Below are 22,030 nucleotides of genomic sequence, written 5' to 3'. Positions count from 1 at the left end.
GTGGTTTTATGGATAAGCGGAAGATACAATATGGAATCGTTGTGTTGATGCTTGCGTTCGTGTTCGTGGGCTGTGGGCAAAAAAAGAAGAATGATGTCAAGGTCTATGAGAACACGGAGGAAGTCACGGCAGATCATGAAGAGGCTTCCATGACGGCAATCATAACGAGCATGGACATGGAAAATAATCAGATGCATTTTGTATCGGTGCTGGATGGTACAGATATAACATTGCAGTATCATGGCGGTGTGCGCGTGACAGATACGAAGGGCGCGGATATCGGCATTGACAATGTTGCCTGTGGAAATGTCGTGGATATCGTGTATTATATGGATACAGAGAAGCTGGTCAGTATCGCGAAGAATGCGAAGGTGAAGACATATACACAGATTAAGAAGTTCCTGTACCGGCAGGATGACCATACCGCTGTCTATAATGGAAATCGTTTCCCGGTATCGGATTATGCACAGGTATTTGATGGGGATCAGGCGCTTTCTCTCGTGGATGTAAACAAAGAGGATGAGGTGACGCTGTCCTTGTGGAATGGCAATCTGGTGTCCGTGATCATTACGAAGGGGCACGGGTATGTCCGGCTGTTAAATCAGGGGACATATGTTGGCGGATTTGTAGAGATTGGAAAAGATGTGATTGTTCCAGTTACTGCAGATATGCTGGTAGCAGTCGGGGAAGGCGATTATACACTTCGTATCAGTAAAAATGGATATTCCGGAGAGAAGAGTATCCGTGTGACAAAGGATCGCGAGTTAAATGTAGATATCTCAGATATTGCAATTCCATCCGGAACGGTAACGTTTGCTGTGACGCCGGAGGATGCGAATGAAGTCATCAAGGTTGATGGAGAGGTGATCGCGAACCGGACGTATACCGGATTGTACGGCGATCATGAATTAAGCATTACAGCGGATGGCTATGACAGCTTCCGTGGAAGTTTTAAAATCACAGAGACGATGAAAACCTTGCGCGTAACCTTGCAGCAGGAAACGACCGAAGAGACAACGGAAGATACGACTGAGGCAACGACGCAGGAGGGACAGACAACTGCATCCGGGCAGACTACGACGCAGACGACTGCAACGACACAGGGATCACAGACGACCACTGCGACGACGCAGAGTGGGCAGACGACGGAGTCCGCGGAGCAGGGCAATAAAATTACGATTAAAAAACCGGAGGGTGTGGGCGTATATTTCGACGGCGATTATGTCGGAATCGCACCGGTGTCGATCAGGAAGACAGCGGGAACACATACGATCACGCTATACAAAGCCGGTTATTTGATAAAAAGTTATACAATACAAGCCGAAGATAACGGCAAAGACGATGAATATAGCTACGCGGATCTGATATCCGTGCTGGACTAAATAGTAGGAGGAACATCATGGACATGGATTACAAAAAGGTTTATGAAGAATGGCTGACAAACCCGTTTTTTGATGAAGCAACAAGACAGGAGCTGGCAGCAATCAAGGATGACGAGAAAGAAATCAAAGAGCGTTTCTATACGGATCTTGAATTCGGAACAGCTGGATTGCGCGGTATTATTGGCGCCGGTACGAATCGCATGAATAATTATATTGTTGCGAAGGCGACACAGGGACTTGCAAATTATATCAAACAGCGTAAGAAGCAGGCAAAGGGTGTTGCGATTGCCTATGATTCCAGACATTGTTCACCAGAGTTTGCAGATGTAGCAGCCTTGTGTCTGGCAGCAAACGGTATCAAGGCATATGTGTTTGAGTCTCTTCGTCCAACACCAGAGCTTTCTTTTGCAGTCCGTTACCTTGGTTGTGTGGCAGGTATTAACGTAACAGCCAGCCACAACCCACCAGAGTACAACGGATACAAGGTATATTGGGAGGATGGTGCACAGATTACACCTCCACATGATGCGGGTATCATGCGTGAGGTAAAGGCAATCTCTGTACAGGATGCCATTACAATGCCAAAGCAGGAAGCAATCCATGAAGGTTTGTATGAAGTCATCGGCAAGGAAATCGATGATGCATATATGGCAGAGCTGAAGAAGCTTGTACTGCATCAGGAGTGCATCGACAAATACGGAAAAGAATTAAAGATTGTATATACACCATTGCATGGAACGGGAAATATCCCAGCCAGAAGAATTCTGCGTGAACTTGGCTTTGAGAATGTATATGTTGTTCCAGAGCAGGAATTGCCAGATGGCGATTTCCCAACTGTAAGCTATCCAAACCCGGAGGCAGCAGAAGCATTCGAGCTTGCACTTGCACTTGCAAAGCAGCATGACGCAGATCTCGTTCTCGCAACGGATCCAGATGCAGACCGTCTCGGTGTGTATGTAAAGGATAAGGATGGCGAGTATCACTGCTTGACCGGAAATATGTCGGGAAGTCTGCTTGCGGAATATGAGCTCAGCCAGATCAAGGCGACAAAGGGACTGCCGAAGGATGGCGCACTGATCAAGTCTATCGTTACAACAAACCTTGTAAATGAGATGGCGAAGAGCTACGGCGTGAAGCTCGTAGAGGTTCTGACAGGATTCAAGTTCATTGGACAGAAGATGTTGGAGTTTGAGACAAAACATAATGGCACATATCTCTTCGGATTTGAGGAGAGCTACGGATGTCTGATCGGTACACATGCCAGAGATAAGGATGCGATCGTAGCAACGATGGCACTCTGTGAGGCAGCTGCATATTACCGTTCACAGGGCAAGACTTTGTGGGATGCCATGATCGATATTTATGAGAAGTATGGTTATCATGTAGATGCGATCCATACACTGACATTAAAGGGTATCGAAGGTCTGGAGAAGATCAAGAGTATCATGGATCAGTTAAAGTCTCATACACCAAAGGAGATTGCAGGCTTAGAAGTGCTCTGGGCACGTAATTACGACAACGATACAGCGACAAACATGAAGAATAAGGCGGTTGTTCCAACCGGACTTCCGAAGTCAAACGTTGTATATTACGAGCTCGAAGGTGGCGCTTGGCTTTGCGTCCGTCCATCCGGTACAGAGCCAAAGATCAAATTCTACTATGGCGTTATCGGTAAGGATTTCGATGATGCACAGAAGAAGTCAGAGGAATTTGGCGAAGCAGTCAACAAGATGATTGAATACATGATGTAAGAGTATGAAAGCGATTTCGGGAACCCGAAGGGTGAAGAAATCGCTTTTGTTATAGTGAAAGAAAATGAAGGGAAGATGACATGCTGCAACTGAAGAACATAGTAAAGGACTATGGAGAGGGCGATTCAAAGGTACAGGCATTAAAGGGAGTCAGTATTAATTTTCGGGCAAATGAATTTGTTTCGATTCTTGGACATTCCGGTTGTGGAAAGACAACACTCTTGAATATCGTGGGAGGGCTCGATCAGTACACCGATGGCGATTTGATAATCAAGGGAAAAACAACAAAGAAATACAAGGATAAGGACTGGGATACCTATCGGAACCATAGCGTTGGTTTTGTATTCCAGAGCTATAATCTGATCATGCACCAGACGGTGCTGCAGAATGTCGAGCTGGCATTGACCTTGTCGGGTGTCTCGAAGAGCGAGCGCAGACGCCGGGCGAAGGAAGTGCTCGAGAAGGTTGGACTCGGTAGCCAGATCCATAAAAAGCCAAATCAGATGTCCGGTGGACAGATGCAGCGTGTGGCAATCGCGCGTGCACTGATCAATGATCCGGAGATTCTGCTTGCGGATGAACCGACCGGTGCACTGGATACAGAGACAAGCGTGCAGATTATGGATCTTCTGAAGGAGATTGCAAAAGACCGTCTCGTTATTATGGTTACCCATAACCCGGAGCTTGCAGAGCAGTACAGTACACGAATTGTTAAGCTGTTGGATGGTGAGATTACAGATGATAGCATGCCGTATTCCGATGAGGAAGCAGCGAAGGAAACGTATGAGGAATTAAGCAAGAAGGACTTAAAGCATAAGCGGATGTCGTATTTTACAGCGCTGAATCTGTCCTTCAACAACTTGCTTACAAAGAAGGGACGAACCCTGCTTACCGCATTTGCAGGCAGTATCGGTATTATCGGAATCGCGCTGATCTTATCGTTGTCCGATGGATTCCGGAATTATATCAAGAGCGTGGAGGAAGATACTCTTTCTACCTACCCGCTGGAGATCACGGATGAGTCCATTGACATGTCCGCAATGATGGGAATTATGCTCGGCACCGAGATGAAGAGTGAAGAAGAGCATGATATGGACAAGGTGTATTCAAACAACTTTGTCGGTAATTATATGAAGAATATGCTTGGTGAAGTCAAGGTTAACGACATGGTATCCTTCAAGGATTATATCGAGGAAGGTGACGGTCAGAAGATGAAGGACTACACCAGCGATATCATGTACACCTATGGCATTACGATTAACGCTTACAAAAGTGATGTAGAGAAAGAAGTCTATCAGGTCAATCCAAGTACCGTCTTTGACAGTATCGGATTTGGTTCGATGTCAGAGATGGATAACCTGGGTATGACAGGGACGCAGAGTACGACGAATGTCTGGTCCGAGATGATCAGCAATCAGGAGCTGCTCGAGAACCAGTATGATGTTGTAGCCGGACGCTGGCCGGAGAATTACGATGAAGTCGTGATGGTCGTGACGAAGGATAACGAGATCAGCGATTATGAGTTGTATTCGCTTGGCATCCGGGATGTCAGCGAGATGCAGGAGATGATGCGAGCGGCATTGAAGGGTGAGACGAAGACGTATCCAAACACCTCGTACACCTATGATGACCTGCTGAGCCTCACCTATAAGGTAATTCCATCTTCCGATTTTTACGAATACGATGATTCAGAGAAATGTTATGTGGATAAGAGCGATGATGCTGATTACCTGAAAGATAAGATCAAAAATGGTCTGGATATCAAGGTGGTTGGTATCGTCCGCCCGAATGAGGATGCAACAGTACATTCGATCACAACAACGATTGGTTATACGCATGCACTGGTGGAGAAGTTGATGGATCTGTCGAGAGACAGCGAAGTTGGCAAGGCGCAGCTGGATGATCCAGATAAGAATGTATTTACCGGCTATGAATTTGGTGCAGATCTGAACGAGGAGGCGCAGAAGGAAGCTGAGCAGCAGGCGCAGGATGCAATGAGCGAGATGGGAATCGCAGACATGACAGAGGATCAGCTGTATGAATATATGGCGAGCCTTCCGGCAGATCAGTTGAAGCAGTTTATGCAGACGATGACGGAACAGACGCAGAGTGTGTCAAACAGCATGTCGCTGTCCGATCTGAAATCCGCTGAGAATGCGACCTATGATGACAACCTTGTCACACTTGGTATCGCTTATGAGAATGATCCGAAGGTCATCCGCATCTATCCGATCGATTTTGAGTCGAAGGAAAAGATCATCGACGTGATCGAAGAATATAACGATATGGTGAAAGCAAATGGCGAAGAGGAGAAGGAAATCTCTTACACAGATATGGTAGGAACGATGATGTCTTCCATCAGTACGATTATCAATGCGATTTCGTATGTGCTGATGGCGTTCGTGGCAATCTCGCTCGTGGTAAGCTCAATCATGATTGGTATCATCACATATATTTCCGTATTGGAGCGGACGAAGGAGATTGGTGTGCTGCGAAGCATCGGTGCATCGAAGAAGGATATCTCGCGTGTATTTAACGCGGAGACGATTATCATTGGATTCGTGGCAGGTTTGATCGGTATTGGAGTTACCGTGCTCCTGAACATCCCAATCAATGCAGTCATTCACCATTTTGCAGGACTGACTGGCGTTGCGAAGCTTCCGGTTACAGGTGGTGCGCTCTTGGTTGCAATCAGCGTTGTGCTGACGATGATCGGTGGACTGATTCCGTCGCGTGTAGCATCAAAGAAGGATCCAGTGGAAGCATTGCGGAGTGAGTAAATAGTTATTCGAAAAGACGTGTTACAGGAGGATTTCGAATATGAGAACATTTGAAGATATAAAGATTGCGGTTGCAGGAACCGGCTACGTCGGATTGTCACTTGCAACCCTGTTGTCCCAGAAGCATACGGTGACAGCGGTGGATATCGTGCCTGAGAAGGTGGAGAAGATCAATCATAAGATTTCTCCGATTCAGGACGATTATATTGAGAAGTATCTGGCAGAGAAGGAGTTGCATCTGACAGCAACCTTAGATGGAGGGACAGCATACCGCGATGCGGATTTTGTCATCATTGCTGCGCCGACAAACTACGACAGTCAGAAGAACTTCTTCGATACCACAGCGGTGGAAGCCGTGATTGAACTTGTGCTGAAGGTGAATCCGGAAGCATTTATGGTAATCAAATCGACGATCCCGGTTGGTTATACGGAGTCAGTAAGAAAGAAATATCAGACAAGCCGGATTCTGTTTTCTCCGGAATTTCTGCGGGAGTCCAAGGCGCTGTATGACAATTTGTATCCAAGCCGTATTATTATTGGTACAGATAAGTCGGATGCAGAAGTAGATGCGGCGGCGCATACTTTTGCACGGTTGTTGCAGGAGGGCGCAGAAAAGGAAAATATTGATACGCTGTTTATGGGATTTACGGAAGCAGAAGCGGTCAAGCTTTTTGCAAACACCTATCTCGCCCTACGTGTATCCTATTTCAATGAGTTAGATACTTATGCAGAGATGAAAGGGCTGGATACCCAGGCAATTATTGATGGTGTGTGCCTGGATCCGAGAATCGGAACACAGTATAACAATCCGAGCTTCGGTTATGGTGGGTACTGCCTGCCAAAGGATACGAAGCAGCTGCTTGCGAATTATGACAGTGTGCCACAGAATATGATGACGGCGATTGTGGAGAGTAACCGGACGCGGAAAGATTTTATTGCGGGTCGTGTGCTTGAAAAAGCCGGTTATTACAGCTATGGCGCGAACAATGAATGGAATGCTGAAAGTGAGAAAAAAGTTACGATTGGTGTCTATCGACTCACGATGAAATCAAATTCGGATAATTTCCGTCAGAGTTCGATTCAAGGCGTGATGAAACGTGTGAAGGCGAAGGGGGCAAGTGTAATCGTATATGAGCCGACACTGCCAGATGGAACGACATTTTTTGGCTCCAAGATCGTAAATGATCTGGTAGAGTTTAAGAAACAGAGTGATGCAATTCTTGCAAACCGTTACAGCGCAGAGCTGGACGATGTGCAGGAAAAGGTATATACAAGAGATATATTTCGAAGAGATTAAAGGTTAAGAGGAGGGTAAACATGAAAAAGTATGATTATTTAGTGGTAGGTGCCGGACTTTACGGTGCGGTGTTTGCACAGCAGGCAAAGGAAAAAGGGAAAAAGGTGCTTGTGATTGACAAGCGTCCACATATTGCCGGAAATGTGTACACAGAGGATGTAGAGGGTATCCATGTACACAAATATGGTGCGCATATCTTCCACACGAACAACAAAGAGGTATGGGATTATATTACGAAGTTTGCAGAGTTCAACCGGTTCACGAATTCACCGGTTGCAAATTACAAAGGCGAGCTTTACAGCCTGCCGTTTAACATGTACACATTTAATAAAATGTGGGGTGTGGTAACGCCAGAAGAGGCAGCGGAAAAGATCGAAGAGCAGAAAAAGGCAGCTGGTATCACGGAGCCTAAGAATCTGGAAGAGCAGGCAATCAGTCTGGTTGGAACAGATATCTATGAGAAGCTGGTAAAAGGCTATACGGAAAAACAGTGGGGACGCCCATGTACAGAGCTTCCTGCGTTTATCATCAAGCGTCTGCCAGTCCGTCTGACATTTGACAACAATTATTTCAATGCGCTGTATCAGGGTATTCCGATGGGCGGCTACACGAAGATGGTGGAGAACCTTCTGGCTGGTATTGAAGTAAAGGTTTCTACCGATTATTTTGCAAACAAAGCAGAGTATGATGCGATGGCAGAGAAGGTTGTCTATACAGGTGCCATTGATGCTTATTTTGATTATAAGCTTGGCGCGCTTGAATATCGTTCCGTGCGGTTTGAGACAGAACTTTTAGACAAGCCAAACTTCCAAGGAAATGCGGCAGTGAACTACACAGATGCTGAGACACCTTGGACACGTATCATCGAGCATAAATGGTTCGAGTTTGGCAAGGATGATGCAGGCAATGATCTGCCAAAGACCGTTGTTTCACGCGAATACTCTTCTGAGTGGAAGGTGGGCGATGAGCCATATTATCCGGTAAATGATGAGAAAAATGGCGCGCTGTATCAGCAGTACAAGGAGCTTGGCGAGCAGGAGGAGCATGTGATCTTCGGCGGACGTCTTGGCGAGTACAAGTATTATGATATGGATGCAGTAATCGCATCTGCACTTGCAATGAGTGAGAAAGAGCTGGGCAAATAACAGCAATACGATAACAATCAAAAAGAGCAGTTGGAAACAGATATGTGTTCCAGCTGCTCTTTTGGCTTCTGTGAATTTGTTTTGCGAAAGCTCAAAAGTGTTATCGTAACAGTTCCAGAATTGTATTTACCATCAGGTCGTTCTGCATCGGATTCATGATTGAGAATCGTACAAAATGCGAATCCAGGCCGTGAAAATTCTCGCAGTTCCGAAGGACAATGCCCTTCAGATTGCAATGTGCCAGCAGGGATTTTGCGGTGACATCCTCTTTTAGAATCTGCATCAGCACGAAGTTTGCACTCGGTTTGAACAACCGCAGATTCTTGTTTGTATTCATTGCTGAGTAGATCAGGTTGCGCTCGGTAAAGATGCGGGAGTGCGATTCGTGGATGTAGGCGGTATCCTCCAGCATAGCAGTACAGGCAGCTGCGGTCAGACAGGAAATGCTGTTTGGTGTGGCGGTCATATTGATGATTGTCATGTTTGTTTCGTTGTTCATGATCGCATAAGCAAGTCGCAGTCCTGGTACAGAGAAGAATTTGGATACGCTGCGCAAAATAATCAGGTTGTCATAGGTATTTACCAGAGAGATCGCAGTGTTACGCTCATAGTTCTCTGTAAATTCAATGTACATTTCGTCGAGTAAAAGTGCGATGTCAAGCTCCTTGCATGCGGCTGCAAGTTTCTCGATATCTGCTTTTGATATAAGCTGGGAGGTTGGATTGTTTGGATTTCCGAGGATCACAATATCGTATGTATCCGATAAGTGTGCAATAAAATCATCCATATCCAGATGGTAATCCTGATTGATGTCCAGCTCATAGAAGTCTGTTTCGCAACCATACACGGATAATACATGTTCATAATCCGTGGCTGATGGGATCGGCAGTAAAGCCTTCTTTGGTGCAAGAAGTGCAACAAAGAGACGCAGCAGATCAGAGCTGCCGCTGCCAAGCACCAAATGCTCTGGCGCACAGCAGGCATAAGAAGCGATGGCGTTCCGTAAAGGCTCGTAGTATGTGTCAGGATAGCGACCGACCGCGCTGATATTTTGCATGATCGCGCGTGTCACGCTGTCCGGGACACCGAGTGGATTGCAATTTAAGTCATATCGCACAGTCTCATACTGTTCGATGCGAAGTGGTCCGTTGCTCATAGTTTCCTCCTAATAATTAGAAAACAAACCATTTATATCCCTGTCTTGAAAAAAGAAAGGGGGTTTGTTATAATGTGATATGTGTTAAAAGGGGATAGTGGGTGAACTATACCCTCATATCGATAATTATACCTATTAAATAGACGAATGACAAGTAGGTTTTCATTACGAAGCCGAGAAATAAAGGAGATACCATGAAGGCGATAGTAGAACATTACGCAAAGGGCGAATTTCAGGTAGACCGGCCTGAGGTAGCGATATCAGAAAAGTTTTTAAAACTGAATATAGAATCGGGAACTTTGTACGAAGGTGTCTTCACGGTGAACAGCACGAATGACCACGTCATCAAAGCGATGGTGTATGATAGCCGCTATATGCTGCGGTTCAACCAGCATACATTTATTGCGAAGAATTTTGATGTCGGATTCACATTCGATGCAACCTGTTTGGAAGCAGGTAAAAATTACAAAGGACATATCAGTGTCATTACGGACGGCGGAGAATTTAAGATTCTGTATGATATTGACATCACGACACCATATGTAAAATACGGAGATCAGAAGATCGATGATCTTTTCAAATTTGCGACACTCGCTGAGAGCAACTGGGCAGAGGCGGCGCGTGTATTTGTGCGCGATGATTTTAAGCGTACATTTATCAACCGCGATCCGGTGATCAAGCAGATCTACAACAGTCTGATGGAAAGCCAGTCGGTCAATCAGGCTTTGGAGGAGTTCCTCGTCTATGTACACAAGAAACGTGCGCTGACATTGTCAGTATCCAAGGCGAAGATCAATCTGGAGTTCCCGGAGGAGCTTTCCAAGATTTCGATTAACATCAGCAAAAACACATGGGGCTACAGCAGTTCAACGGTACGCTCCACCGAGGATTTCATTATTCCAGCGAGAAAGGTGATTACAAGTGCCGATTTTTATGGCAATCTGTATGCTTTGGATGTACTGATTTCACCGGAGAATATTCCGGACGGCGTGACATCCGGCAGAATCATTATCGAGAATGTCTACCAGACAATCGAGATTGAGATTAACCTGTCCAAGCCGACAGAAAAAGAGATAAAAGTGTCCAAACCGGGCAGCAAAACACATCTGATTAAGTCGAATCAGGTGCGCTTGATTACGACATATATGGATTACCGCATGGGCAGAATCCAGCTTCGGGAATACATTAGCACGACCTTATTTGCATTTAACAATCTGGCACGCTATGTACCAGAGGAAGATCTGTACCGTCTGGGAACAATGCATATGAACATTATGCAGGGAGAGACAGAGAAGGTAGAACAAGAATTCCTGCGTATCGAGGCGGATGTCGATAACTCTGGAATGAACAACAAGCAGAGTTGTTATTATGCATATCTGAAGGCGATGGTTGGCAAGGACCGCCGTGCGACCGAACAGGCAAAGGAACTGATTCGCAGAAGCTACCACACAGAGGATGACAAGATCTTCTATTTCTGGTTGCTGCTGTTTGTGGATGATACTTATAATAACGATCAGACCGCTTTGTATCGGGAAGTTAAAAACCTGTATGAGCAGGGATACAACAGCCCGCTTATGTACATGGAGCTTTGCGAAGTCTTAAACAACAACCCGTTGCTGCTGAAGCATATTACAGATCTTGAGGTTACAACGATCCGATGGGGATTGCGCCACCAGTATCTGTCGGACGAAGTAATCGAGGCGTTTATCCAGCTTGCGGCATCATTCCGTCAGTTTGATGCGAAGATTTTCGAGATCATGGATAGCATTTACTCCAAGAAAAAGAGTGACGAGGTGCTGTCAAGTATCTGCTCGATGCTGATCAGCGCAGGAAAACTGGATAACAAGTACCATCGGTTCTACCGGGATGCAGTGGAACGCAACCTGAAATTTATCGGGCTGAATGAGTGCTTTGTCAAGAGTATGAATTTCTCCAGATATGATTTGATACCGCAGTCGGTATTGATGTATCTGAATTATAAGAATACACTTTCCGAAAAAGAGCTTGCGTACTTGTATGCGAACGTAATTTACAACAAGTCCCAGCACATGAAGGTGTACCACGAATATGCGACAACGATGCAGGATTTCATGGAGAATATGATTATCAGCGGCAAGGTCAGCGATGATCTGACTGTGCTTTATGATGAGTTCTTGGAGCCAGAGACGGTCAGTCCGCTTTATGCGAGCAAGCTGATCAACATTATCTTCCGTCGGAAGCTTGTTTGCTTTAACAAGGGCGTGCGTGCCGTGATCGTGACGCATCAGGAGTTAGAGGAAGTACAGCGCGTACCGATCGTAAACGGCGAAGCATATGTGGAGATTCTGTCGAACACGGCTTCCATTATCTTCGAGGATAGCGCGGGAAACCGGTATGCGGGATCTATTCCGTATCGACTGGAACGTATTGTAGATGAAAATGCATATATGGATATCTGCTGTAAATACAGTCCGCGGGATTACCGGGTGCTGCTGCATAACTATGAGCAGCTTGGTGATTTCACATTCAAGAAGGCAATCGAGGTCAATGCCGCACGAGATATTGTTAACTGTGATGAGATCTCCTATGATTACAAGCAGCAGGCATATCTGAATATTATTGAATATTACCATGAGAATCTGGATAACGAGGTGCTTACAAAGTATCTCGAAAAATTGGATATCGAATACTTAAATCACGCAAATGCACGTGTGATGATCGCTTACATGGTCGATATGAACATGTTCGACAAGGCATTTCAGGCGGTGAAGCTGTATGGCTTCGATGAGATCGACAGTGAAGAGTTGTATCGTCTGGCGGATTATGGTGTGGAGGACAGCAATGGCTTCTTAAATGAGGATCTGCTTTCCATCTGTATCCATCTGTACAAATCCGGTAAGGTCAATGAGCGGATTTTGGTATATATCATCAACCATTATAAGGGTGACTTGGAAGAATTGGCAGGTATTTTTAAGACGGTGCGTAACCGTGTCAGAGATATTTCCCTGCTGGCAGAAAATACATTGGCACAGATGATGTTCGCGATGGGAAATGTCGAGTACATCTACGATATCTTTACCGCGTATTATGCAGGCAGAAACCGTGGACTGGTCGTAAAGGCGTTCCTGCGGTTTGCATGCTATAACTATCTAATCAAAGATGCACAGATTCCAAGTGGTGTCTTTGACTGTCTGTATCAGGAGATTCAGAAGGGCAATATCGAGGATGAGATTTCCCGTATGTCCATGCTGCATCACTTCTCGAAGCTGGATCGTTATACGGGCGAGCAGAAGACGTGGATCAAGGATGCGGTTGGCAAGTTTATGGATGCAGGCAAGCTGCTTCCGTTCTACAAGAGCTTCCAGTCCTTTATCAAGCTGCCACAGGATGTCATGCTCAAGACCTATCTGATCTACAAGAGCGAGCCGGGCAAACAGGTAACAGTGAAGTACGCATTTGATACTGGTTCCAGACAGAATCTGATCTACAAGACAGAGCTTCTGGATGAGATGATTCCGGGCATGTATGTGAAGGAATATGTCGTGTTCCACGGCGAGCGCCTTGTCTATGAAATCTCGGATGATAAGCAGGGTACTTCTTATGTGGTAGAGAGTGAATCGCTGAAGTCCAAAGCGTTTAACCGCAAAGACCGGAACCGCTTTGAGATTATCAACAGCATGCTTGTCAATCAGGAAATGCGGGAAGATAATGAGCTGTTAGAGACATTGGATGTTTACCTGAATACGGTACATCTGTTTGAAGAGAATTTGAGTATATTGTAATATCGCGGGGAAACCTGTGGATTGCAATGCATAGAAATAGATATAAGTACGAAAGGAAAAAGACATGTCAGAGGCGTATTATATAGGCATGGATCTGTGTTCGGATTCCACGCAGATTAGTTTTTATAACGACATCTCGCGCGAGCCGGAGACAGTCAACCAATTAAATAACAAAGAAACATATATGATGCCAAACATCCTTTTCTTCGGCTTAGAGACCGGAGAGTGGTATGTTGGCTCCGAAGCTTCCGAGGCACGTTTCAAGGAGCAGGGTATCGTGTTGGATGAGCTGTTTCAGAATGCGCGCAGTGAGGAGACTGTTGAGGTGCATAATACGCGTTACAGTTATCGCAAGCTGTTTTTAATGATGCTTAAAATGCATGTCGATTCTTTCCTGTATCGTTATGAGGGCGCGACGGTAAAGAAGCTTGTCATTACGATTCCAGAATATAACAAGGATCTGTTCCGTGTACTTTCAACGTTTTACAAGGAGCTTGGTGTCGAGAAGGAGCAGGTGGAGATCACGAGCCATCTTGACAGTGGTCTGTATTACATTTTTAATCAGGATGAAAGCCTGCGCACAAACAGTGTGGGATTGTTTGATTACAATACGGATGGCCTGCATTATTACAGAATTGATATCTCGCATGGACACGAACTGAACACGATCAGTGTCACACATGAGGACTATTCTGAGAATTTCAATCTGGCAGCCTTCGGCGGTGACAATATCCTGATGGATATTACATTTGCAAAGATTGTGGCAAATGAGACAAAGAAAACATACATTTCGGCCATTTATCTGACCGGACTCGGATTCTCCGAGAAATGGCTGAACAAATCACGCGAGCTTCTGACGCAGGGCAGACGTGTATTTGCCGGACAGAATATCTATACCAAGGGTGCCTGCTACAAGGCAGTCGGCGGTGAATATGGCGAATTTTATAAGAAGTATTTTGTAGAGACAAAGGAGAATGTGATCTTTGATGTCGGAATCTCTTCGGAGGACGAGGAGGATCGGTTTATTCCGATCGCCTTGGGCGGCAGACAGTGGTACAACATCCACGGAAAGATCAGTATTATATTGGATGATACAGAGTCCCTGACTTTGGTATACCGGAACCGGAAGACCGGAGAAGAAGAGCGGGAAGTCGTGAAGCTGCACGGAATCCCGAAACGTCCGAACAAGACGTCTAAGTTCTCCGTGGAGGTGGAATTTGAGAATCCACATCATGGCGCATTTATCATTAAGGATGTTGGATTTGGAAAATTATTCCCGACCACGAACAAGATTTATCGTAAGGAGTTTGATGTTTAATGTCAAAAATTATCTTATGTACAAGAAAAGAAGCATCGCATCCGTTCATCTTTCTGAATACGAAGGTGGAGATCAACACCTACGAGGAGCTGTGCTTTTATATCTACAATAATACCGTGCTGATCTCGAAGTCTTCTCTGTCTGAGAAGCTGTTTGACTGGATTCGGGATGAGCTGGATATGCCGGAGCTTGCAGCGAAGCTGGTAGCACTTTCGAACAAGGCGACATTTGCACAGGATCTGCTGGTTGAAATTTTAAATGCCGGGGATTACTATACACCGGACGAGATTGCAACTTATGTGGAAGCATGGCAGAAATATCGTCGGCTGACATCAAGTCAGCGTAAGAAATTAAAGGCAGACAGCTATCTTGGCTACCGCAGATACATCAAGGCGGCATCGATTTACGATGAGATTCTGGACAACCAGCAGGATATCACAGACAAGGTATTTCTTGGAAATGTCTATCACAACCGAGGTGTGGCAGCAGCCAACAACATGGATGTGGAAGATGCAAAAAGCTATTTCATGAAAGCGTATGAATTAAATGGCAACGAGGAGAGTCTGCGCAGTTACCTGATCGTATTTTCGGCAGGGAACGATGCGACGACACTGAAGCAGGAAATGCGGAAGTTTGACCTCGATGAAGATAATTTTGAGAATTTGATGATTGAGATCGGAGATTCGAATGAGGATGTCCGGGAGATGACAATCTTCTCTATGTTACAACGTGCGGTATACAACCGTATGAATAAGGACATGATCGATTACGACAAGCGAATGGATATTATACTTGGACAATTGAAGGATGAATTCAGAGAGCAGGCGATTTGATGGGAATGTTTCAGAAGATCAAGGCATACTTGAATGAAGATGATGCCGAATATGACGCCTTGATTGAAGAACAGGAACGCATGCGGGAAGAACGCAGAAAGCGCAGGAATCAGTCGAGGGCAGAACGAAATAAGGAAAAGGCGAAGCGGGCCGCGGAAAAAGCGGTGCTGAAAGAACGTGTTGATCCGGAGATCCGGCGGGAAGTCAAAGAGACGGTATCGTCGAATCGAGAGCGAAAGACCGTTGGCGATTTCTGTGAACAGTTAGTCGATACGAAATATCACATGGAGGATATGAAGCAGGAGTACAAACTCGTGACGGATTATCTCGTTGATATTCAGCGAATCGAGGAACTGCCAGTGAATCTTGCAGAAGATATCATAGATACGGCGAAGGAGATTGAACGTCTTGACGGCAACCGTAGTAAATATCAGCAGTCAGAGAATCTGCTTACAACAGAGCAGTATCGTACGATGCAGCGGCTGGAGGATGACATTCCGGATACGATCAAAAACTTAAATGATATGGAGATGCGGGATTCTATGCTGAAAAACGACATGGGATATCTCGAGGGAGAAAAAGAAGATCTGAAATATGCACGTGTGGAGGATACCGACAATGCATACCGGATTCGAAGCGTTTTGATCGTGGTGCTGGTGTTATTCCTTTTGATTAGCATTACCTTGTTTGCGGTGGCGCTGCTTGCGAAGAAGGATGTGACATTGCCAGCGGCAATCGAAGGAACGATTGCGGTGATCTGCTTTGCCGTGTGTTATATCCAGTATGCAAATATCAACCGGCGCGTACAGGAAAACGACGCAAAGCTTCAAAGGGCAATCTCGTTACTGAATAAAGTCAAAGCAAAATATGTCAATAATACAAATACATTAGATTATATCTATGAAAAATACGACGTCAATTCCGGGAAGGAACTGATGTACCGCTGGGATCTGTACAACCAGATGCAGCGCGATGCAAAGAAATATTCACAGGCAAGCGAGAGCTATTATCTTGCGTGTGACAGGCTGGTAAAACAGCTTTCTGATGTTGGCGTGACCGATCCGATGGTCTGGAAGAATCAGACAAATGCACTGATCGACCGGCGGGAGATGGTTGAGATTAAGCATGGCTTGAATGTACGGCGGCAGAAGATCCGCGAGAAGATGGCAAGCTGTGAGAAGATCCGGCAGAATGCCACGGCGGCGTTAAAAGCAAGTATTGCAGCGAATCCGGGCATTGAAAGCTATATCCGGGAGTTGCTTGCGACCTACAATCTGGAATTGTAATTCCGGATTGCAGATACAAAACAAGAGAAGTTTGATTGTGTATTTTTATACACGACATCATTCATATATGGAGGAAGAAAGACATGGCTAAGGAATTAGAGAAGAACTACAACCCGGCGGAGATTGAACCGCGTCTGTATGAAAAATGGGTTGCAAACAAATATTTTCACGCGGAGGTAGACCGGAGCAAAAAACCGTTCACCATCGTGATGCCGCCACCAAACATTACCGGACAGTTGCATATGGGACATGCACTCGATAATACGATGCAGGATATCCTGATCCGTTTCAAGCGTATGCAGGGTTACAATGCACTGTGGCAGCCGGGAACCGACCATGCGGCCATCGCGACAGAGGTGAAGGTTATCGAGGCTTTGAAGAAGGAAGGCATCGACAAGGAAGACCTTGGACGTGAGAAGTTCTTAGAGCGTGTCTGGGACTGGCGTAGAGAGTACGGCGGCAAGATCGTCAACCAGTTGAAGAAGATGGGTTCATCCGCAGACTGGGATCGTGAGCGTTTCACGATGGATGAAGGAAATAACAAGGCAGTTACAGAGGTATTCTGTAAGCTGTATGAAAAAGGATATATGTACCGAGGTTCCCGTATCGTAAACTGGTGTCCGGTTTGTCAGACATCCATTTCCGATGCAGAGGTTGTACATGAGGAGCAGGATGGCTTCTTCTGGCACATCAATTATCCGGTTGTTGGCGAGGAAGGAAGATTCGTAGAGATCGCAACCACACGTCCGGAGACATTGCTCGGTGATACAGCCGTTGCAGTAAATCCAGAGGACGAGCGATACAAGGATATCGTTGGCAAGATGCTGAAGCTGCCACTCACGGACCGTGAGATTCCGGTGATTGCCGATGAGTATGTAGATAAAGATTTTGGAACCGGCTGTGTAAAGATCACACCGGCACACGATCCGAACGATTTCGAGGTTGGAAAGCGTCATAATCTCGAAGAGATCAATATTATGAATGATGATGCTACGATCAACAAGCTTGGCGGCAAGTATGCAGGCATGGATCGTTATGAGGCAAGAAAGGCAATGGTTGCTGATCTTGATGCACTCGGACTTCTCGTGAAGGTTGTACCACACAAGCATATGGTTGGTACGCATGACCGTTGTAAGACAACGGTAGAGCCACTTGTAAAGCCACAGTGGTTCGTCAAGATGAGCGAGATGGCAAAGCCGGCGAAGGAAGCAGTTGTAAGCGGCAAGCTGAAGCTGATTCCGGAGCGTATGGACAAGACCTATTACAACTGGCTGGATAATATCCGTGACTGGTGTGTATCCAGACAGCTCTGGTGGGGACATCGTATCCCGGCATATTACTGTCAGGACTGTGGGGAGACGATCGTATCGAAGGAGACCGTGTGCACTTGTCCAAAATGTGGAAGCAACAATGTAAAGCAGGACGAGGATACACTGGATACATGGTTCTCCTCTGCACTCTGGCCATTCTCTACACTTGGCTGGCCGGACAAGACGGAAGATCTGGACTACTTCTTCCCGACCGATGTACTTGTAACTGGATACGATATTATCTTCTTCTGGGTAATCCGTATGGTATTCTCATCGATCGAGCAGACAGGCAAGCTTCCGTTCCACACGGTACTCTTCCACGGTCTGGTCAGAGACGATCAGGGACGTAAGATGAGTAAGTCCCTTGGAAATGGTATCGATCCATTGGAGGTTATCGACAAGTATGGTGCCGATGCGCTCCGATTCACACTGATTACCGGAAATGCACCGGGTAACGACATGCGTTTCTACTGGGAGAGAGTTGAAGCAAGCCGTAACTTTGCAAATAAGATTTGGAACGCATCCAGATTTATCATGATGAATATTGAGAAGGCAGATATCACAGGTATTGATGCTGCCATGACCGCTGATGTCGATGCAGCGATGAAGCAGTATGGCTTCACACTTGCGGACAAGTGGATTTTGTCGAAGATGAATGATCTCGTTCAGGAGGTCACAGACAATATGGAAAAATTTGAGCTTGGTATCGCAGTATCAAAGCTGTACGATTTCCTGTGGGAGGAGTTCTGTGACTGGTATATCGAGATGGTAAAACCAAGACTCTGGGACGACGCAGACGAGACAAAGGCAGCTGCACTCTGGACATTGAAGACGGTTCTTACAACCGGTCTGAAGCTGTTGCATCCATATATGCCATTTGTAACAGAGGAGATCTTCTGTACACTGACCGACGAGGAATCTATCATGATCTCCAAGTGGCCGGAATATGACAAGGCATTTGATTTCAAGGCAGATGAGGCTGCTGTGGATAAGATCAAGGAAGCCGTACGTGGCATTCGTAACGTGCGTACGGAGATGAACGTTGCACCGAGCAGAAAGGCAAGTGTCTATGTTGTATCGCCGAAGGAAGACATTCGTGCAATCTTTACGGCAAGTAAGAATTTCTTCGCTATGCTTGGCTATGCAAACGAGGTACATGTACAGGCAGATAAGAGTGGAATCGCAGATGATGCGGTATCGGTTGTGATCCATGATGCAGCGATCTACATTCCATTTGCAGAGCTTGTGGATATCGAGAAGGAGATCGAGCGTCTGACGAAGGAACAGACAAAGTTAGAGGCAGAGATCAAGCGTGCATCCGGTATGCTTGCAAATCCAAAGTTTGTAGATAAGGCACCTGCAGCAAAGGTTGAGGAAGAACGTGCAAAGCTGCAGAAGTATACAGAGACATTGGAGCAGGTAAAGGAAAGACTTGCGAATATCGCAAAATAGTCACTGGGAGAGGCTGTTTGAAACGGCAACAGGTGAGAATCGATGAATAACGAAAAGATCTTAAAAAAGAAAATACAACAATATCTGCTGATGCCATTGGCACTGACTGTGCTTCTGGTTGGCATGGTGATCGTGCTGTATGTACATGACAAAAAGAGCGGTGCGATTGCCGCTGCGGCAGTTTTTATCTTCGTTGTATGTGAGATTGCAGTTTTTATTGTGATGAAAGCAGCGATCATGCCGGTCGTCTTCCGGTTTGCGCTGGAACAGGGACAGATTCAGAAGGAGCTTTTGAAAGAGCTGGATATTCCGTATGCGCTGCTGGATACGGATGGTAAGATTCTGTGGGGCAATGCAAAGTTTATCGAAGAGATTGGCGTTGGATCCAAGAAGCGGATTCGGAAAAACATTTCGGCATTCTTCCCGGCGGTGGATGCGGAGGCGTTATCGTCCGAGGAAATGCAGATGGATCTGGAATATAACGACCGTGTCTATCGGGCATTGTTGCGCCGTATCGATTTTTCCGAGGCGTTAGTGGATTCGGATGAGGATGCGATGGTCGATCATCAGGCAGATGCCATGATTACTTTGTATTTGTATGATGAAACAGAGCTTCGGATCTACAAGAAGGAAAATGAAGACCAGAAGCTTGTCGCAGGACTGTTGTATATTGATAATTACGATGAGGTTATGGAGAATACAGAGGAGGTTCGTCATTCGCTGGTGGAAGCACTGGTTGACCGACGAATCAACATGTATCTTTCCACGATCGACGCGATTGGAAAGAAGCTGGAGAAGGATAAATATTTCTTCGTATTCCGGCAGCAGTATCTGCCACAGCTTCGTGAGACAAAGTTTGCGATTCTGGACGAGGTAAAGAGTATCAATGTCGGAAACGAGATTCCAGTTACGTTAAGTATCGGTGTCGGTGCTGGAACAGACAGCTTTGCGCAGGCGTATGAGCGGGCGCGTACCGCAATCGGACTGGCACTTGGACGAGGCGGCGATCAGGCAGTTGTTAAATATGGTGATAAGACGACGTATTTTGGTGGAAAGAGTGCAGGAACTGAGAAGTCCGCAACCGTTAAGGCGCGTGTTAAGGCACAGGCGTTCCAGGAGCTTCTGACAAGTAAAGACAGTGTTATTATCATGGCACACAAACGACCGGATGCGGATGCGTTTGGTTCGGCAGTGGGCGTGTATCGTCTGGTTAAGACGTTAAATAAAAAGGCATATATCGTAGTGAATGAGGTGACCTCAGCCATCCGCCCGATCATCAGCGGATTTATGGGGAACAGCGTTTACGGCGATGATATGATCATCAACAGTGAACAAGCAATCAGCCGGGTAACTCCGAACACGCTGGTTGTCGTAACGGATGTGAATAAACCAAGCATGACCGAGTGTGAGGAGCTGCTCAGTCTGGCAAAGTCTATCGTGGTATTTGATCACCATAGACAATCGGACGAGGTGATCGAGAATGCAACACTTTCGTATATCGAGCCATATGCAAGCTCTGCATGTGAGATGATTGCGGAGATCCTGCAGTATATCGAGGGCAAGGTAAAGCTTCGTCCAATCGAGGCGGATGCCATGTATGCTGGTATCGTGATTGATACAGATAATTTTCTGACCAAGACGGGTGTGCGTACATTTGATGCAGCATCGTATCTGCGCCGGAGTGGTGCGGATGTTGTTCGTGTCAGAAAGATGTTCCGAAGTGATATGTACACGTATCGCCAGTTGGCAGAGGGCGTCATCAATTCGGAGATTTATATGGAGCATTTTGCGATTTCCACGGTTGATCCGAAGGAATCCGATGCACCGACGGTGGTTGCGGCGAAGGTTGCGAACGACCTGCTCAACATCGAAGGAATCCGTGCATCATTTGTTACGACAGAGAAGGATGGCACGGTTTATATGAGTGCACGGTCGGTCGACGATGTGAACGTACAGATTATTATGGAAAAAATGGGTGGCGGTGGACATGCAAATATCGCTGGAGCCCAGTTTACAAATAGTACAAATGAATTGGTATTGATCCAGTTAAAGACCCTTCTGGATGAGATGTATCGGGAAGGCGATATTTAGGAATTAAGGAGGAACCAGACATGAAAGTTATTTTATTGCAGGACGTAAAAAGCCTTGGAAAAAAAGATCAGATTGTAGAAGTATCCGATGGATATGCAAGAAATATGCTGCTTCCAAAGAAGCTTGGTATGGAAGCAACCTCAAAGAACCTGAATGATTTGAAGCTGAAGAAGGCACATGAGGATAAGGTTGCCGCAGAGGTGCTGGCAGACGCACAGGCACTTGCCGCACAGATTGAGAAGGAGAGCATCACGCTTTCCATCAAGATGGGTGAAAACGGAAGAACCTTTGGTTCCATTTCTTCCAAGGAAATTGCAGAGGCAATCAAGTCGCAGCTTGGACATGACATCGACAAAAAGAAGATTGTTATGAAGGATGCCATCAAGGCACCGGGCACACGTACGGTTGGAATCAAGCTGCATACAAAGGTAACCGCAGATCTTACCGTGAAGATTGAGGAAGCTTAAT

General features: G+C 46.0%; 13 protein-coding genes. 12 read left to right on the top strand and 1 reads right to left on the bottom strand.

All coding sequences use genetic code 11. The features are described from left to right. The first annotated feature begins 8 nt into the window (after nt 1–8). The 5 genes from H9Q76_RS13310 to glf all read left to right on the top strand — a co-directional run bounded on the left by H9Q76_RS13310 (nt 9) and on the right by glf (nt 8,355). Nucleotides 9–1,382, top strand: a complete 1,374-nt coding sequence (locus tag H9Q76_RS13310) for a PEGA domain-containing protein (protein ID WP_118374602.1) — start codon at nt 9–11, stop codon at nt 1,380–1,382. 23 nt (nt 1,383–1,405) lie between these two features. Continuing rightward, nucleotides 1,406–3,133: a phospho-sugar mutase gene (locus H9Q76_RS13305; RefSeq protein WP_118374607.1), complete on the top strand. Its 1,728-nt coding sequence runs from the start codon at nt 1,406–1,408 to the stop codon at nt 3,131–3,133. 80 nt (nt 3,134–3,213) lie between these two features. Next, complete coding sequence (locus tag H9Q76_RS13300) at nt 3,214–5,913, top strand: ABC transporter ATP-binding protein/permease (protein ID WP_118374603.1); 2,700 nt, start codon at nt 3,214–3,216, stop codon at nt 5,911–5,913. A 40-nt stretch (nt 5,914–5,953) separates the two neighbouring features. Next, nucleotides 5,954–7,210, top strand: a complete 1,257-nt coding sequence (locus H9Q76_RS13295; protein WP_021984518.1) for a nucleotide sugar dehydrogenase — start codon at nt 5,954–5,956, stop codon at nt 7,208–7,210. A 20-nt stretch (nt 7,211–7,230) separates the two neighbouring features. Further along, a complete protein-coding gene (gene glf, locus H9Q76_RS13290; protein ID WP_117780405.1) occupies nt 7,231–8,355 on the top strand; it encodes a UDP-galactopyranose mutase in 1,125 nt (374 codons plus the stop codon). A gap of 100 nt (nt 8,356–8,455) precedes the next feature. Here glf and H9Q76_RS13285 read toward each other — a convergent pair whose 3' ends face one another. After that, the gene (locus tag H9Q76_RS13285; protein WP_249321296.1) at nt 8,456–9,511 is read right to left on the bottom strand and encodes a pyridoxal phosphate-dependent aminotransferase; all 1,056 of its coding nucleotides are present in this window, start codon (nt 9,509–9,511) and stop codon (nt 8,456–8,458) included. Between the two features lie 194 nt (nt 9,512–9,705). Here H9Q76_RS13285 and H9Q76_RS13280 point away from each other — a divergent pair, with 194 nt between their 5' ends. The 7 genes from H9Q76_RS13280 to rplI all read left to right on the top strand — a co-directional run bounded on the left by H9Q76_RS13280 (nt 9,706) and on the right by rplI (nt 22,029). Beyond that, on the top strand, nt 9,706–13,272 hold the full coding sequence (locus tag H9Q76_RS13280) for a DUF5717 family protein (RefSeq protein WP_021984521.1): 3,567 nt from the start codon (nt 9,706–9,708) through the stop codon (nt 13,270–13,272). 64 nt (nt 13,273–13,336) lie between these two features. Beyond that, a complete protein-coding gene (locus tag H9Q76_RS13275; RefSeq protein ID WP_021984522.1) occupies nt 13,337–14,590 on the top strand; it encodes a DUF5716 family protein in 1,254 nt (417 codons plus the stop codon). Continuing rightward, nucleotides 14,590–15,423 (top strand): hypothetical protein, encoded by an 834-nt coding sequence (locus H9Q76_RS13270; RefSeq protein ID WP_021984523.1) that lies wholly within the window; start codon nt 14,590–14,592, stop codon nt 15,421–15,423. Before H9Q76_RS13275 ends, H9Q76_RS13270 begins: the two co-directional genes overlap by 1 nt. After that, entirely contained in the window at nt 15,423–16,709 is a 1,287-nt protein-coding gene (locus tag H9Q76_RS13265; protein WP_021984524.1) for a hypothetical protein, read from the top strand. The genes H9Q76_RS13270 and H9Q76_RS13265 overlap by 1 nt, the downstream gene beginning before the upstream one ends. An 83-nt stretch (nt 16,710–16,792) precedes the next feature. Further along, the gene (locus H9Q76_RS13260) at nt 16,793–19,471 is read left to right on the top strand and encodes a valine--tRNA ligase (protein WP_249321295.1); all 2,679 of its coding nucleotides are present in this window, start codon (nt 16,793–16,795) and stop codon (nt 19,469–19,471) included. Nucleotides 19,472–19,513: 42 nt separating this feature from the next. Beyond that, nucleotides 19,514–21,562: a DHH family phosphoesterase gene (locus H9Q76_RS13255; protein WP_249321294.1), complete on the top strand. Its 2,049-nt coding sequence runs from the start codon at nt 19,514–19,516 to the stop codon at nt 21,560–21,562. 20 nt (nt 21,563–21,582) lie between these two features. Next, nucleotides 21,583–22,029 (top strand): 50S ribosomal protein L9, encoded by a 447-nt coding sequence (gene rplI / locus H9Q76_RS13250; RefSeq protein WP_021984527.1) that lies wholly within the window; start codon nt 21,583–21,585, stop codon nt 22,027–22,029. The last annotated feature ends 1 nt before the right edge of the window (nt 22,030 follow it).

The sequence above is a fragment of the Wujia chipingensis genome, assembly GCF_014337155.1.
Lineage (GTDB): Bacteria > Bacillota > Clostridia > Lachnospirales > Lachnospiraceae > Coprococcus_C > Coprococcus_C hominis.
This window is presented reverse-complemented; position numbering and strand designations above follow the sequence as displayed.

Excerpts from the sequence above, each read along its gene's own strand:
- H9Q76_RS13260 (WP_249321295.1), top strand. The coding sequence starts at position 16,793 with ATGGCTAAGGAATTAGAGAAGAACTACAACCCGGCGGAGATTGAACCG.
- H9Q76_RS13265 (WP_021984524.1), top strand. The coding sequence starts at position 15,423 with ATGGGAATGTTTCAGAAGATCAAGGCATACTTGAATGAAGATGATGCC.
- H9Q76_RS13255 (WP_249321294.1), top strand. The coding sequence starts at position 19,514 with ATGAATAACGAAAAGATCTTAAAAAAGAAAATACAACAATATCTGCTG.
- H9Q76_RS13300 (WP_118374603.1), top strand. The coding sequence starts at position 3,214 with ATGCTGCAACTGAAGAACATAGTAAAGGACTATGGAGAGGGCGATTCA.
- H9Q76_RS13295 (WP_021984518.1), top strand. The coding sequence starts at position 5,954 with ATGAGAACATTTGAAGATATAAAGATTGCGGTTGCAGGAACCGGCTAC.
- H9Q76_RS13310 (WP_118374602.1), top strand. The coding sequence starts at position 9 with ATGGATAAGCGGAAGATACAATATGGAATCGTTGTGTTGATGCTTGCG.
- H9Q76_RS13285 (WP_249321296.1), bottom strand. The coding sequence starts at position 9,511 with ATGAGCAACGGACCACTTCGCATCGAACAGTATGAGACTGTGCGATAT.
- H9Q76_RS13270 (WP_021984523.1), top strand. The coding sequence starts at position 14,590 with ATGTCAAAAATTATCTTATGTACAAGAAAAGAAGCATCGCATCCGTTC.
- H9Q76_RS13275 (WP_021984522.1), top strand. The coding sequence starts at position 13,337 with ATGTCAGAGGCGTATTATATAGGCATGGATCTGTGTTCGGATTCCACG.
- rplI (WP_021984527.1), top strand. The coding sequence starts at position 21,583 with ATGAAAGTTATTTTATTGCAGGACGTAAAAAGCCTTGGAAAAAAAGAT.
- glf (WP_117780405.1), top strand. The coding sequence starts at position 7,231 with ATGAAAAAGTATGATTATTTAGTGGTAGGTGCCGGACTTTACGGTGCG.
- H9Q76_RS13305 (WP_118374607.1), top strand. The coding sequence starts at position 1,406 with ATGGATTACAAAAAGGTTTATGAAGAATGGCTGACAAACCCGTTTTTT.
- H9Q76_RS13280 (WP_021984521.1), top strand. The coding sequence starts at position 9,706 with ATGAAGGCGATAGTAGAACATTACGCAAAGGGCGAATTTCAGGTAGAC.